We start from the raw sequence: 15,135 nt of genomic DNA on the forward strand, positions 1-15,135 counted from the left end.
ATAAAAAAATCCCCTCCAGATAAAACAGTATTGAGTCCATCATATCAGATGGACTCTTTTTTTACTGTCTACCTATAGGGGATAATACCAACTGGAAGACTTAAGTTGTGGTTTTTTTATTGCTTCGATTTCAACTTACAAAGTTTGAAGCTAGAAGTGAAAACCTTTTTAGCTGAATTGGCTTCCTATGTATTTGTACTTCGTATCGTTGTAGGTATATGTACAACCCGTGAGACGAGTTTTGCATAGGATAATAGAAAAGGAGATGTTACATATTGAAATACCACAATAGAAATGTAAGTAATCTGAATAAATTAGCGGATAATACGAAAGCTGCAGCTTTTAAGTGGTATCAGTACTGTATCGACAATGGAATTGAAGTATTAATTTATGAAACAATCCGAACGGTCGAGCAACAACGTGAATATGTTCGTAAAGGAGCATCACAAACGATGCGCTCATATCACTTAGTAGGACAGGCATTAGATTTTGTTCCAATTCAGTCGAATGGTACAGAAGATTGGAATGGCTATAATAAAGAACTGTGGGCATCAGCAATTCGTTATGCTAAACAAATTGGTTTTGAATGGGGCGGTGACTGGAAAGGATTTGTAGATAGCCCGCATTTGCAATATAACTACAAAGGATATGGAACGGATACTTTTGGAAAAGGTGCTCAAAACGTAGTGGCTCCTCCCACGTCGAATGATAGTGTAGGGATTGCTTATATTAACGGTAGTAATGTAAATTTACGAAAAGGACCTGGTACTGGATATGGCGTTATTCGTCAATTAGGGAAAGGAGAGTCCTACAAAGTATTTGGGCAATCAAATGGCTGGTTAAATCTCGGTGGCGATCAGTGGATTTTTAACGATCCATCATATATTCGTTATACGGGAGGAAATGTGCCAACACCTTCACAATCATCAAATGAGGGTATAGGTGTAGTTACTATAATCGCTGATGTATTACGTGTTCGTACCGGCCCAGGAACAAATTACGGCATTGTGAAAAACGTGTATCAAGGTGAAAAATATCAATCATTTGGATATAAAGATGGTTGGTATAATGTTGGTGGAAATCAATGGGTTTCTGGTGAATATGTTACGTTTGTAAAGTAAAAATAAGAGCCGTCCTGTTGGGCGGCATTTTATTTTAAATATTCATAGGGCGAGCACTCATGATATCATTCGTGATACATAGATTATAATTTTTCATTCTAATAATCAGAAAGTAATCAAAATGTAATTAATTTCAACTACGCTTTTTATATTTTTTTGATACACTGGCTACGAGGGGGATACCAATTAAGGTGGGTAAAAACCAAAACCATATTGGCGGAAGTAAATTTATAATGGGAATATGGATGCCGACATTTACTAAAAGTGCGGTGACTGCACCTATATAAGAACCTAACATACCTCTAATGTGGTGATGGAGCCAATTTTTCCAACGTTTTTTTCGTGCAAGGTATCCATAAATCGCAAATGAATAAGAGAAGATTGCTACATAAAATAAATATGCGATTTTATCCCAGTTTATAATGGATAATATAATGGCAGTAACGGTGATAACGACATAGGATGCGTGATATATTTCACCCCATTCCGTATGTTTACCTTTCTTCTTTTGAGCAACCATCGCTATTATCCCAGTTATTAAACATATCATTCCAAATAATATGTGGATGGTTAAAAGAATGTTGAAAATGCTCATCATAATTCCTCCCTTTTTATTTTTATAGTATTGCAGCATAGGAGAAAAGTTGAAACATATTGTTTATTCACTTTAATATATTGAAGTAAAGGTACTTCAAGAACAAGTTTAAACGGACAAATTTTTCTTGAGTTTAGTGAGACACGTATTACGTGAAATGAAGGAGAGACTTCCATGTTTACATCTATTACATATTTACAATCAGGGAATGACAAGCAACAAAAAGTATATGATGTTTTGAACAAACTAAATATTATGGAGGATTTAGCTTTATATAATCCCGTTCTTTGCGGGACAATCCCTATAAGAATTGATACTCCTCAATCTGACTTAGATATTGTAATGGAAGTATATAACTTTGATGTTTTTGAGCAGGAAATGAGATCTTTATATGGTTCTTATAGAGGGTTCAATATAAAAAAGAAAAAAATGAAAGGTACTGAATCGATAAAGGTGAATTTTGAATTCGAAGGTTTTGAATTTGAATTATTTGCTCAACCTAAGCCAGTGCGTAATCAAAATGCATATAGACATATGATAGTGGAGCACATGTTATTAATGCAGCATCCCCATATAAGGGAAGAAGTTATTCACTTAAAGGAACAAGGTTTAAAAACAGAACCTGCTTTTGCTCAAGTATTAAATATTGACGGAGATCCTTATGAAGAACTTATTTTATTAGGGCAGGAAATGAAATTGTGGTAAATAAGATACGTAAAAAAATCCTCGAAAAACAAAAGAGGATTTTTTTATGCTGTTAACTTCCGAATTAATTCACTGAGCAATTTAACCCCGTAAGTCATTTGTTCTGGAGAAGCATATCCATATGATAAACGAATGTACTGATCTGATTCTTCTTCATAAATACGTCCCGGGTTTAAAAGAATTCCTTTTGATAGTGCCTCTGAAAATAGTTTTTTCATCGGAATGTTATGTACAACCTTTAGCCATATAAAAACTCCACCACTAGGAATATCCCACGATGCAATATCTGCACAATATTTATTTAAAACTCGTATCATTATTTGTCTTCGTTCTTTCAGGTGCATTCTTACGTTTGCTACATGTTCTTCATAAAAACCTTCATTTATCCATTCAGCAGCTACTCTTTGAGATAAAGAACTCGATCCATAGTCTGTTTGCATTTTTATATCTGACAATCTATCAATAACAGGCTCTGGTCCAATTATCCATCCAATTCTAAGTCCAGGGCTAAGTGTTTTAGAGAGGCTACCAATATATAATACATGTCCATGTTTATCCATCGACTTTAAAGGAGCTGGAGGTGATTCATCAATCCATAACTCCCGGTAAATATCATCCTCGATGATAGGCAACTGCTCTTTTTCACATATTTTTAATATTTCTTTTCTTCGCTCTTTGGACATCAATATCCCCGTTGGATTTTGAAAACAAGGGATTGAGTATAAAATATTATTCTTTTGACTATATTTAATTCGTTTTAATAAGTCGTTAGGTAAAATACCGTGATGATCCATTGATATACCGGATAAATTTATATTTGCTGATTGAAAAACATGAAGTGAATATAAGTAAGAAGGTTGTTCAAGTAAAACAGTTGATTTTCTATGTAAAAGACCAATTGATATTAAATGTAATGCTTGGAGTGCACCAGACACTATTAATATAGAACCCGGTGATGCATGTATTCCAAATGGTCTTACATATTTGCTTATTGCTTCACGTAACGGATAAAAACCTTTTTGTTCTTCGTATCCGAAATAATCTAATTCCTCACTGACGTTTTTTATTATAGATTGCATAGTTTCGAGCGGGAAAAGATGAGGTGCAAGTTCACCTTTACTAAGATGGATAAGCGTTTTATTTGCTTCTGCTTCATTTATTTCTCGCACCATTAACTTACTTGGTTTATGAATACCTGCCTTTACATATTCACTCCAATCAGGCGGGGGATTAGTTGCTAATAATGACCATGTATTATTTGTTACAATTGTTCCTGCTCCGATTTGTCCTTGAATTAAACCATCTGCCATAAGTTCATCTAGCGCAGTTATTACAGTACTTCGATTTACATGAAATAATTTTGCTAACTGCCGCTGACTAGGGATTTTACTTCCAATTGGCCATTCTCCGTTTTCAATTTTTTCTTTCATATAGTCTATTATCTGCCGATATTTGGGCACTTTTTTATCGTTTGTCATATAAAAAACTCCCTCGTTTATTTAAAAGATTCAAAGTGGTTGGTTTTTCCGATAAATAACTGGTTGAAGACATTGTATCAACTATTAAATATGATGAAAAGAAATAATTGGTAATTTAAAAATGGTTGGTTTATTAGGGAGGGGGAGAAAACATGCATAATAAAAAATGGGATTTACGCATTATATGTGCTCACGCTTTTACAATTCTTATATGGGGAACTGCTTTTCCAGCAATTCGTATGGGGCTTGAATCTTATACGCCGGAACACCTTACTTTACTACGCTTATTAATCGCTTCATTTATACTTTTGTTATTTTCATTTATATACAAACTACGACTACCGGATTTAAAGGATATCCCAGCATTTTTTATATTTGGTGCTTTAGGGTTTACTATTTATCACATCGCATTAAACTACGGCGAAAAAACAGTAAATGCTGGATCTGCAAGTTTAATAATTTCAGTCACTCCAATAGTGACGGCAATTCTTGCTTCTGTTTTTTTGAATGAAAAAATGAAATTAAATGGCTGGATCGGTGGTGTAATGAGTTTTGCAGGAATTGCCTTAATTTCATTTAGCCAAGGCGACGCTATTCAATTAAATAGCGGGGGGTTATTTATATTATTAGCGGCGATTTCAGAAAGTCTATTTTTCGTTTTCCAAACATCTTACTTAAAAAAATACGGCTTCTTACCATTTACCATATATACAATTTTGTCTAGTACTATATGTATGCTTATTTTCTTACCCGGAGTTTATCAAGAAATACTAGCAGCTCCTCTTGAAGTTAACTTGAGCGTTATATATTTAGGTGTCTTTCCAACAGTACTCCCGTATATTGCATTGGCCTATATTATATCTCGTGCTGGTGCTTCTGAAGCAACAAGTTCTCTATATTTAACGCCAATAACTGCGTGTTTCATTGCTTGGATATGGTTAGGAGAAGTGCCAACTTTAGTTTCGATAATTGGCGGAGTGATTACTATACTTGGAATTGTGATTGCTCATATACCAGTATTAAGAAAAGAAAAACATGGGAATTTAGCAAATAATCAATCCGTATAATGTAATTCAATAATGACTTTAAGATACTTTTTTATATAGTTTCTTTCTTATGTTGATAAATATAATATTTTGTATTTCAGTTAAATATTGTATGTTACATTTTATGTAGTAAGCATTTTAAAAGGAGCTGACAACATAATGAATGGAAAAAGAAAAATTTTCACATGTATTTCTATTGTAGGAATCGGACTAGCTAGTTTTTCTAATTCTAGTTTCGCAGCAAGTGTAACGGACAATTCAGTACAAAATTCTATTCCCGTAGTTAATCAACAAGTAGCTGCTGCAAAGGAAATGAAACCATTTCCGCAGCAAATTAATTATGCAGGTGTTATAAAACCGAATCATGTTACACAGGAAAGTTTAAATGCTTCTGTAAGAAGTTACTACGATAATTGGAAAAAGAAATATTTGAAAAATGATTTATCTTCTTTACCTGGTGGTTATTATGTAAAAGGAGAGATTACAGGTGATGCAGATGGGTTTAAGCCACTTGGAACTTCAGAAGGTCAAGGGTATGGGATGATAATTACAGTATTAATGGCTGGTTATGATTCGAATGCTCAAAAAATCTATGACGGTTTATTTAAAACAGCAAGAACTTTTAAAAGTTCTCAAAATCCTAATTTAATGGGATGGGTTGTCGCAGATAGTAAAAAAGCACAAGGTCATTTTGATTCTGCTACTGATGGAGATTTAGATATTGCGTATTCTCTTCTTCTTGCTCATAAGCAGTGGGGATCTAATGGAACAGTTAATTATTTGAAAGAAGCACAAGACATGATTACAAAAGGTATTAAAGCTAGTAATGTTACAAATAATAACCGACTAAATTTAGGAGATTGGGATTCTAAAAGTTCACTTGATACGAGACCATCTGATTGGATGATGTCACACCTTAGAGCATTTTATGAATTTACAGGTGATAAAACTTGGCTTACTGCATCCCGAAATTGAAATTGTCGGTATTGTAACTGGATACGGAAATGTTGAGCATATACATGCTGCACATAATGCAGCGTATATTTTACAGTTAGCAAATAGACAAGACATTCCTGTCATTAGTGGTGCAACAAAACCACTTACAGAAGAAATTACTACGTACTACCCTGAAATTCACGGAGCAGAAGGATTAGGTACCATCCATGTTCCAGAAAGCGTATTATCTATTCCAATATACAATTTTGGCAGTATTGCTGCGATTCTTATAAATTACGGAAAAGATTTAACGATTGTTGATGTAGGAAGATCTACCTCGTTAGCAATTGCTTTTAATTTGTGGAATGATTTAATGCTAACTGTAAAAGGAATCTATTTCATGGGTGTTGTTTTTTTAGAAGTAGGAAACGTTACGCCGTTAGCAGAGGCAAATGTGTATGGAGATCCTATAGCAAGTAAAATTGTTTTCCATCAAGCAAAGAATTTATTAATATTCCCTTTAAATGTAACAAACAAAGCTGTGTTAACACCAAATGTGTTTGACTATATTCAAGCTAATTCAAAGAATCCATTCCATACGATAATGAAACCAATGTATGATTACTATTTTTCTGCATACCAAAAACTTAATCCATCTATCGAAGGGCCATTGCTTCATGATGTGGTTGCTATAAGTGGATTAGTAAATCCAAACTTTTTTGAATTTGTACATCGTACAGTGAATGTTGATACATACGGAGATACGAAAGGACAAACATTTGCTGATTTTCGCCTTAGCTCTATATCTGAAGGAGCCCATATAGCATTAGAAATAGATGAACAAAAATTCATTCAAGATTTTATAAAAATTATGTTATAAGTTGTTGTCGAAAAAGGGAATTATTTCAATGCGTTGAATATAAACATACATCCTCTATATAAGGGAGCTTACAATATTGAATATCCAGTTAAAGGTTGTTACGAGAGAAAATTGGGAAGAAGCATTAAAACTACAAGTTAAAGAAAATCAGTTGAAATTTGTTCCACCCGTAGCAGTTTCGCTTGCTAAAGTATATATAAAACCAGATGGTGACAATGTAGAGTACATACCATTCGCTATATACCATGGTGACCTTATGGTTGGTTTTGTTATGCATGCTGTTGTAAGAGAGACATCGGATATGTATTGGATTAACGGATTTATTATTGATCAATCGCAGCAAGGTAATGGTTATGGAAAAGCAGCATTACGAGAAAGTATTAATATAATAAAAAATACTTTTAAATCGTGTAAAGAAATAAGATTAACAGTACATAAAGATAATCTCTCTGCAAAGAAATTATATGAACGATATGGTTTCATATCATTAGGACAAGAGTATGATGGTGAGCAAGTATATCGTTTATTTGTTTAACTATTAGGAAGTAAAGGTGTGAAATGAAATATGCAATTTACTGAAGTGAAAATTGAAGTGTTCATTCCTGAAGAATATATTGAAACATTAAGGGATGAATTAAATAAAATTGGAGCATGTAAAACGGGCGAATATGACCATTGCCTTCCCTATAGTTCAGTGAAAGGATATTGGAGACCTTTAGACGAGGCATCTCCTTTTAATGGAGAAATTGGGCGAATATGCGAAGGGCAAGAATGTAAAGTTGAAATAAAGTGTAAACGAGAAATTGTAAAAGATGCTCTTGAAGTTATTAATGATATTCATCCGTATGAAACACCTATGATTTATATTATACCAATACTAAATGACTATTTTGAGCAACTATACATTGAATAACTAGGAGGGATATCAATTGAAAAGTAAATTCCATCATATTGTACGAGCAGTCATGATAAAAAATGAAAAAATATTAGTTGCTGAATATATTGGCCATCATTATTTTTTACCTGGTGGCCATATTGAAATTGGAGAATGCATTAATAAGAGAGCTAAGGGAAGAACTTGGAGTAAACTGTAGTATACAACAATTTTTAGGAGTCATAGAAAATCAATGGCAAGATAAAGAAGTGCTTCATCATGAAATTAACCACATTTTTGAAGTAGAGTCACAAGATTTACATACGGACTTAACACCGAAATCTAGCGAGTCTCATTTAGCATTTCACTGGATAGATTATAATAAAGAAGCCTTAAATCATTATGAAATCATGCCAATGCCATTAGTGAAGGAATTACTAGAAAGAAAGTTAAGTGATGAACTACTAAATTGTTGGATAAGTAATTTTTAAATCACTCTATTTATAGTAAATAGGTCCATCGCAAGGATATAAAGAAAATAGGCTAAAAAACAAGGTACATCACCTAGTGTAAGTTCATATTTTGTTGATGTACGCATTTAGTCTATAGTCTTGTTTCTATTTTGTTTACAAAAATATATAAACTTTAACGTTTGGGCGAAATTTATATTTATAAATGGAGGGGTTCGTAATGAATCAGTTTCAACATGAATTACAAACATTAAACCTTAATGATTATCAAACTGGTAATGTTGTGTATTGGGATCAACAACAAAGTCAATATCCATATTATTACATCCAAGGCGATGCACGTCGTTGTGGCGGATGCGGAGGTTGTGGTGGACGCTGTGGCGGTTGTGGCGGCGGCAGATGTGGTGGTTGCGTAGGTTGTGCCGGATGTTTTGGTTGCTTTAATTGCTGGAACTGGTGGATCATTTAAGTATAGAAGATCAAAACTATTTTACATGAAAGAAAGGTGTAAATACTGTTTATACTTTTCTTTCATGCTGTAATTTTGTATTAGGATTAAGGAGGATTTATTTGTATACATACGAAAAGTTGACTTCTTGGGTAGAGAATATAAAAGAAAAAAATCATAGTTCTGCTACAGCACTTTGTATTATAAAAAATAATAAAGTCGTATTAGAGCATTATAGCGGTTATCACTCAAATACAGCGACTAATAAAAAAGTAACTGCATCTTCGCAATTCAACGTTGCTTCTGCTAGAAAAAGTTATTTAGGATTAATGATAGCGTATGCGCTTTACGAGGGGAAAATAAACTCTATTGATGATGAAGCGATAAAATATTTTAAAGACTTTGATCCTGCATTGCTTGGTAAAACAACGATAAGACATTTAGTAACACATTCGCACGGATTAGAAGAAATGAATGACGGGACAATTTTTCGTGAATTTGAACCGGGACAAGCATGGGCATATAGAGATATTAATGTAAGAATGATGACACGTCTTATTTATCAGCTATATAACAAAAGTTTTCCTGAATTGTTAAAGGAGCGTGTTTTTAAGCCTGCTAATTTTCAAGAAACAGGTTGGAGAGTTCAGCGAGATGAAAATTTAGTTGGCGTTGTTAATAATCCAAATGAAGACGCAATTAGTGAAATTGGTACGGTAGATGACGGTACTGAAAAAAATCTGTTTGTCTCAGCTAGAGAATTTGCTTATTGGGGCAACCTTCATTTAAATCAAGGTGTGATAAACGGTAAGCAAATTGTTCCAAAAGAAGTTATAAAAATCGCTACGAGTTTGCAGAGTCCAACATATGTAAATAAAGAGCTACCACAAAATGGCTTGTTTTGGTTCGTTCAAAATGAATCTGCACAATTAAGCGAACTTGGTGAACGTGTTCCAAAAGGGTCATATCAAATATTAGGGATTACTGGACCGACTATTTTAGTAATACCTGAATATAATGTAGTTGTTGCAAAAATGTATAACAAAAGATATAACTACGGCGGTGATAATTACTTATATTATTTACGTGAATTTAGTAATTTAGTCGCTGATACATTTAGTAACGGTAATAGGGCATAATTACTCCTATAACAAAAAGGAGTGATTGTAAGTGAAAGATAAAGTGAACAAAAATAAAAAACAAAATATAAAAGATGTAAATACAGAGCAAAATGCAATTTATAGCGATCCTAAAGATGCAGCTAATATGCAAACTGTACCGCAGCCGAAGGATTTTGATGAAATCGAATATTAATTTTTCATCCGACTATATGATGAATAAAAAATACGTCTTAAGTCTCATCACATATAAGAAATTATTTGATAACATATATACATAAGCATTTGAAAAGGGCTTATCTTAACAAAGCTTTCTTTAGAAACATCTGATATAACCTGCAAAAGACACTTCTTTATGAAGTGTCTTTTTGTGTATATGAACTTAATTACCATTTTCCGTACAGTATCTTGCAATTTACGATGGATATACTAACTGTGAAAATTCATGTCAAGATAAAAGAAGGAGACAGTTAGTATGAAACAAACTTCTATAAATCCGTTACTAATTGTTCTAGGTACAATCATTGTTCAAATTGGCCTTGGAACAATTTATACATGGAGTTTATTTAATCAACCCCTTGTAAGTAAGTTTGGATGGAATCTTAATTCAGTAGCGATAACTTTCTCTATAACAAGTTTTTCTTTATCATTCTCAACTTTATTTGCAGCAAAATTGCAGAAAAAATTAGGACTTCGGAAACTTATTGCTACTGCAGGAATTGTTTTAGGACTCGGCTTAATACTTAGTTCACAAGTTTCTTCCTTACCACTCTTATATTTATTAGCTGGTGTTGTTGTTGGTTATGCGGATGGAACAGCTTATATTACATCACTATCTAATTTAATTAAATGGTTTCCAAATCGGAAAGGGCTTATTTCAGGTATATCTGTATCAGCGTATGGAATGGGCAGCTTAATCTTTAGATATATAAACGGAAATCTTATCGATAACCTTGGTGTATCACAAGCATTCTTATATTGGGGTATTATCGTGTTACTTTTAGTGTTAATCGGATCGTGCTTCTTACGTGAGGCAATTGTAAGTAATGCTGTAACTGAAACATTACACAATGACTATACTCCGCGTGAAATGATGCGAACGAAACAAGTATATCTGCTATTTTTTATGTTATTCACCTCGTGTATGGGTGGTTTGTATTTAATCAGTATGGTAAAAGATATCGGCGTACAACTTGTTGGACTTAGCGCAGCAACCGCTGCAAACGCTGTTGCTATGATTGCAATCTTTAATACAGTAGGTAGAATCATTCTTGGGACGTTATCAGATAAAATCGGGCGAATGAAAATTGTCTCTGCAACGTTTATTATTATAGGTTTGTCAGTCTTTACTTTAAGTTTTATTCCGCTAAATTACGGAATCTATTTTGCTTGTGTAGCAAGTGTCGCCTTTTGCTTCGGCGGTAATATAACTATATTCCCAGCTATTGTCGGAGATTTCTTTGGATTAAAAAACCATAGTACAAATTATGGGATTGTCTACCAAGGTTTCGGATTTGGTGCGCTTGCAGGATCATTTATTGGAGCGATACTCGGAGGATTTCAACCAACTTTCATTATAATCGGTGTTTTAAGTGTTATTTCCTTCATTATTTCAATATTAATCCGCCCACCAAATGCAGAGAAGAAAAAGGAACTAAAACATTTACATCGGAAAGTAGCTTGATACTAAAAAGAGTCCTAATATAGGGCTCTTTTTTATGTAGAGAGAATAGAGTTATTTAATTTAAAATGAAATGATTTGAGAAGCAATAAAGTTGTTTATTTCTTGATGAACTAAGTAGCAGATACGTAGAATATTCATATTGTTTTATAAAGGAACTAACATGTTGTTAAAAAACATTTAGAAAATTACAGTTAACCAACTTTGTGATGGAACGTTCACTTCATTCATAGATCATTATTTTCTTATAAGTTTACAATGAAAGTAGTTGGCTTATATTGATTACAACCATAATTTCTTCTGTTGTGGCATTCGCTACAACAAATATTGACGACATTTTTATACTGCTTGTTTTATTTTCACAAGTAAGAACAGAAGTAATTAGGAAAGAAGGAAGAGCTGTCCGCGAAAAGGCTATGAGAAAAAAGCTTTATATTGTTATTGGACAATATGTAGGGTTTAGTATGATAATTTTTCTAAGTATCGTTGGGTCTTTAAGCTCTTTTTTCATTCCTGTTTCGTGGATTGGGTTATTAGGATTCGTGCCAATTTATATGGGGGTTAAAGGACTATTCTCGCTTCGTTCTAACAAAAGTAATGAAGTTATTGATAACACTTCCGATTCATTATTTAAAGTAGCTGCGATTACATTAGCCAATGGAGCTGACAATATCTCAATTTATATACCAATGTTTGCTAGTCAAACTCTTGAAGCAAATATCGTTACATTAGTTATCTTTTTTTCCATGATAGCGATATGGTGTTTTATTAGCTACAAATTGATAAGAGCTCCTATTCTAGCTAAAGCACTTGAGAACAATTGTCATATTATTGTTCCAATTGTTCTAATTGGTTTAGGAATGTTCATTCTTTTTCGCAGTGATACAATTGGACTATTTCATTATTATTTAGAAAAACGGTTAAAAAGTATATAGAATTTGTTAACATTAGTATTTGGAATACAAATGCAATAAGGGCGAGGTTATTATTAATTTCAGTATTAATTGAATCAATTTTTATACTAAAACTGCAAGAACGTACTTTGGATAATCTGCCTAAGGTACGTTCTTTTTTATATCAGTAGCCTATTCTTATTAACTCTACCAATAGCGGTAAAGGCAAGACTTAACTAACTTATATATATTAAAAGGAGTTAATGGTAGAATGAATAGAAGACAGAAAATTCCTTTTATTTAAAATAGAGGAGGTACATATGAAAAAAGTTAATGTTACATACGCGATTTTGTACGATAAAACTAATGAAAAGATCTTAATGGTAAAAAACAAAGGGGAAAATGGTTCTTATTATACATTACCAGGTGGCGCAGTTAAACTAGGAGAAACATTAGAAGAAGCAGTAATTCGAGAAGTAAAAGAAGAAACAGGGTTACATATAAACGTAAACGGGATTTTTTCTATCAGCGAAGCCTTTTTCGAGGAAAGAGATCATCATGCCATTTTCTTTAATTTTCTAGGCGAAATAATCGGCGGGGAGACATATATATCAAGGCCAAAAGAAATCGAAGAGATTACTTGGATGGAATTACATAAAGCAGCACCGTATTTACGCATACCAGAACATTTACTATATTTATTACAAAAGAAAGAAACAGTACCTTATTTTTTAATGGAACAATCGTTCATCAATCTTCATAAAAATATTATCTCATGTAAGGCGGGGAAAACATGGAGTTTATCGTTAATCACAAACAATTCACTCAAGCACTTTCAGAAGTCAACAAAGCAATATCAACAAAATCTTTAATCCCTATATTATCTGGTATAAAAATAACTGCAGATCAATCTGGAATTACTTTAATTGCAAGTAACTCGAATATTTTTATTGAAAAATTCATTCCTGTTTTAATTGAAGACGAAAAGATTGCAACTATTTTAAAGGCAGGAACTATTGTTGTACCTGCAAAGTATTTCATTGAAATAATAAAGAAAATGCCAAGTGATATAGCAATAAAAAGTAAGAATGAGCAAATTATTAAGATACAATCAGAAGAAATCACATTAAGTTTAAATGGATTTCCTGCAGATGAGTTTCCGAATGTACCGCTTATAGACAATCATGCAGAAATCAAAGTAGAGACAGAGCAATTGATTGAAGTATTTAAACAAACAGTCTTTGCGGTAGCAAAAAATGAATCTAGACCTGTTCTTACTGGGGTGCATATAGAGTTATCTAATAATAAGTTAATTTGTGCTGCAACTGACTCACATAGACTAGCGATACGCGAAACATTACTTTCCTCAGATGTAAAAGCAAATTGTATTGTACCAAGCGCAACCATTAGTGAACTTCTAAAATTAATGAACAGCAATTCGGAATTCGTATATATCTACCTTTCAGAGAGTCATATTATATTTACGCTCGGAACAACTACATTATATTCAAGACTAATTGAAGGGAAATATCCTAATATTTCTAACCTTATTCCAAATGATTTTAAAACGATTATTAACGTAGATAGAAAAAAGATATTACAAGGTGTAGACCGATCAAGTTTATTAGCAAGTGAATGGGCCAATAACAATGTTAACTTAGAAATCATAAACGAATCCACAATTAAAATTTCTTCAAACGCTTCTCAAATTGGGCAAATATCCGAAACGCAACAAATAGATGCAATTCAAGGTGAAAAACAATTAAATATATCTTTCGATGGGCGTTTTATGGTTGATGCTTTAAGAGCAATAAAAGAAGAAACGATTACTTTAAGCTTTGGCGGTTCTATGAGACCGATATTGATTGAAGCAGGAGAGCAATCTGCAGCAGTACATCTTATATCGCCAGTAAGAGCTTATTAAGGATAGAGGAAGGGATTAATAGACAAAGCAGCAATGGTAATCTGAAATACAAAGCAAAATAATAATAACCTGAATATAAAAGCCATAGATTAATCGATATGGGGTGAGTACGATGAAGAAAATAATTGTTTTACTCATGGGTATAGTTTTAATTATTTTTGCTTTTTATCAATACAACAAAAAAGACTATGCAGCTAAAAGTACTAACTTGTATGTAGAAAACTTTAAAGGGGAAAATGATTCAATAAAAATACAATCTGCTATTAATAAAGCAGAGTCTAGTAAAATTAAAACTGTATTGCTTGATGATAAAAAGTATAAAATCACGTCACCAATCATTGTTAAAAAAGGTGTGAAATTATTATTTGGTTACGGATCCCAATTTGTAGTTGAGGGAAACTTTAGAGTTTTAGAACTAGAGAAAAACGCATCCATTGAAGGAGCGTATATAACTATTGACGATCCTAAATTTAACTCTGAAGTTATTTATTTAGACGGTAAAAATAAATATTATAACACTTGGAACAAAACACAAATAAAAGATATAAATATTATCAATTGGACGGAAACGAATAAAGGTACCGGAATTTCTTTATACTCTGCTGGAAAAGAAAATGAAATTTCGTTTGTTAACTTCGAAAATATTAAAGTTGTAGGAATGGAAACTGGACTGAAATTAGTAGCGAAAAAACCGAGCACCGGACAAGCTTGGATAAATGCCATAAATAAAATAAAACATGAAAACGAACTCATTGAACTGACTGATAAGAGTATGAATACAGTGGTTGAAATATCCAGTGTACCAGCAAATAGAGTATTAGATAGTGGGAGATCCAATATAGTGAAATAAGTTTAAATACAGAAAAAAGAGCGAATTTGGTATTATCCCCTATAGGTAGACAGTAAAAAAAGAGTCCATCTGATATGATGGACTCAATACTGTTTTATCTGGAGGGGATTTTTTTA

Annotated in this window: 15 protein-coding genes and 3 pseudogenes; 16 read left to right on the forward strand and 2 right to left on the reverse strand. The window is 32.9% G+C overall.

The features are described from left to right. Positions 1–275: 275 nt before the first annotated feature. Entirely contained in the window at positions 276–1,121 is an 846-nt protein-coding gene (locus tag MR169_RS26680; RefSeq protein ID WP_000873732.1) for an SH3 domain-containing protein, read from the forward strand. A 133-nt stretch (positions 1,122–1,254) separates the two neighbouring features. Here the strand turns inward: MR169_RS26680 and MR169_RS26685 are convergent, their stop codons facing one another. Further along, positions 1,255–1,716: a hypothetical protein gene (locus MR169_RS26685; RefSeq protein ID WP_000021726.1), complete on the reverse strand. Its 462-nt coding sequence runs from the start codon at positions 1,714–1,716 to the stop codon at positions 1,255–1,257. A gap of 174 nt (positions 1,717–1,890) precedes the next feature. Between MR169_RS26685 and MR169_RS26690 the strand changes: the two genes are divergently transcribed. Beyond that, entirely contained in the window at positions 1,891–2,421 is a 531-nt protein-coding gene (locus MR169_RS26690; protein ID WP_000495176.1) for a DUF4269 domain-containing protein, read from the forward strand. A gap of 44 nt (positions 2,422–2,465) precedes the next feature. Here the strand turns inward: MR169_RS26690 and norG are convergent, their stop codons facing one another. Then, positions 2,466–3,899, reverse strand: a complete 1,434-nt coding sequence (gene norG, locus MR169_RS26695) for an efflux pump transcription regulator NorG (protein ID WP_242320321.1) — start codon at positions 3,897–3,899, stop codon at positions 2,466–2,468. A gap of 152 nt (positions 3,900–4,051) precedes the next feature. On the opposite strand from norG, the gene MR169_RS26700 reads away from it, so the two are divergent. The 14 genes and pseudogenes from MR169_RS26700 (at position 4,052) to MR169_RS26765 (ending at position 15,019) form a co-directional block, all read left to right on the forward strand. Further along, a complete protein-coding gene (locus tag MR169_RS26700) occupies positions 4,052–4,966 on the forward strand; it encodes a DMT family transporter (RefSeq protein ID WP_000551613.1) in 915 nt (304 codons plus the stop codon). A gap of 138 nt (positions 4,967–5,104) precedes the next feature. Beyond that, positions 5,105–5,917, forward strand: a pseudogene (locus MR169_RS26705) (glycosyl hydrolase family 8); the annotation flags it as partial. Beyond that, entirely contained in the window at positions 5,874–6,761 is an 888-nt protein-coding gene (locus tag MR169_RS26710; protein WP_242320322.1) for a nucleoside hydrolase, read from the forward strand. The pseudogene MR169_RS26705 and the gene MR169_RS26710, both read left to right, overlap by 44 nt. Before the next feature lie 76 nt (positions 6,762–6,837). Then, positions 6,838–7,296: a GNAT family N-acetyltransferase gene (locus MR169_RS26715; RefSeq protein ID WP_001025613.1), complete on the forward strand. Its 459-nt coding sequence runs from the start codon at positions 6,838–6,840 to the stop codon at positions 7,294–7,296. Between the two features lie 30 nt (positions 7,297–7,326). Beyond that, positions 7,327–7,674 carry a divalent cation tolerance protein CutA gene (gene cutA / locus MR169_RS26720; protein WP_242320323.1) on the forward strand — a complete coding sequence of 116 codons (348 nt, stop codon included), beginning with the start codon at positions 7,327–7,329 and terminating at the stop codon, positions 7,672–7,674. Positions 7,675–7,690: 16 nt separating this feature from the next. Next, positions 7,691–8,126 (forward strand): annotated as a pseudogene (locus MR169_RS26725) (NUDIX domain-containing protein). A gap of 199 nt (positions 8,127–8,325) precedes the next feature. Further along, the gene (locus MR169_RS26730) at positions 8,326–8,574 is read left to right on the forward strand and encodes a heterocycloanthracin/sonorensin family bacteriocin (RefSeq protein WP_001071345.1); all 249 of its coding nucleotides are present in this window, start codon (positions 8,326–8,328) and stop codon (positions 8,572–8,574) included. Between the two features lie 101 nt (positions 8,575–8,675). Next, entirely contained in the window at positions 8,676–9,692 is a 1,017-nt protein-coding gene (locus tag MR169_RS26735; protein ID WP_044797673.1) for a serine hydrolase domain-containing protein, read from the forward strand. Between the two features lie 31 nt (positions 9,693–9,723). Beyond that, positions 9,724–9,867 carry a hypothetical protein gene (locus MR169_RS26740; protein WP_000653680.1) on the forward strand — a complete coding sequence of 48 codons (144 nt, stop codon included), beginning with the start codon at positions 9,724–9,726 and terminating at the stop codon, positions 9,865–9,867. A 279-nt stretch (positions 9,868–10,146) separates the two neighbouring features. Then, positions 10,147–11,355: an L-lactate MFS transporter gene (locus tag MR169_RS26745; protein WP_000815126.1), complete on the forward strand. Its 1,209-nt coding sequence runs from the start codon at positions 10,147–10,149 to the stop codon at positions 11,353–11,355. 275 nt (positions 11,356–11,630) lie between these two features. Further along, positions 11,631–12,287, forward strand: a complete 657-nt coding sequence (locus MR169_RS26750) for a cadmium resistance transporter (protein WP_016118021.1) — start codon at positions 11,631–11,633, stop codon at positions 12,285–12,287. 278 nt (positions 12,288–12,565) lie between these two features. Then, positions 12,566–13,008 (forward strand): annotated as a pseudogene (locus tag MR169_RS26755) (NUDIX hydrolase). Positions 13,009–13,038: 30 nt separating this feature from the next. Continuing rightward, positions 13,039–14,169 (forward strand): DNA polymerase III subunit beta, encoded by a 1,131-nt coding sequence (gene dnaN, locus MR169_RS26760; RefSeq protein WP_000394473.1) that lies wholly within the window; start codon positions 13,039–13,041, stop codon positions 14,167–14,169. Positions 14,170–14,281: 112 nt separating this feature from the next. Further along, on the forward strand, positions 14,282–15,019 hold the full coding sequence (locus MR169_RS26765) for a hypothetical protein (protein ID WP_242320324.1): 738 nt from the start codon (positions 14,282–14,284) through the stop codon (positions 15,017–15,019). The last annotated feature ends 116 nt before the right edge of the window (positions 15,020–15,135 follow it).

Source organism: Bacillus cereus group sp. BfR-BA-01349 (genome assembly GCF_022663795.1).
In the GTDB taxonomy this organism is placed as follows: Bacteria; Bacillota; Bacilli; order Bacillales; family Bacillaceae_G; genus Bacillus_A; species Bacillus_A cereus.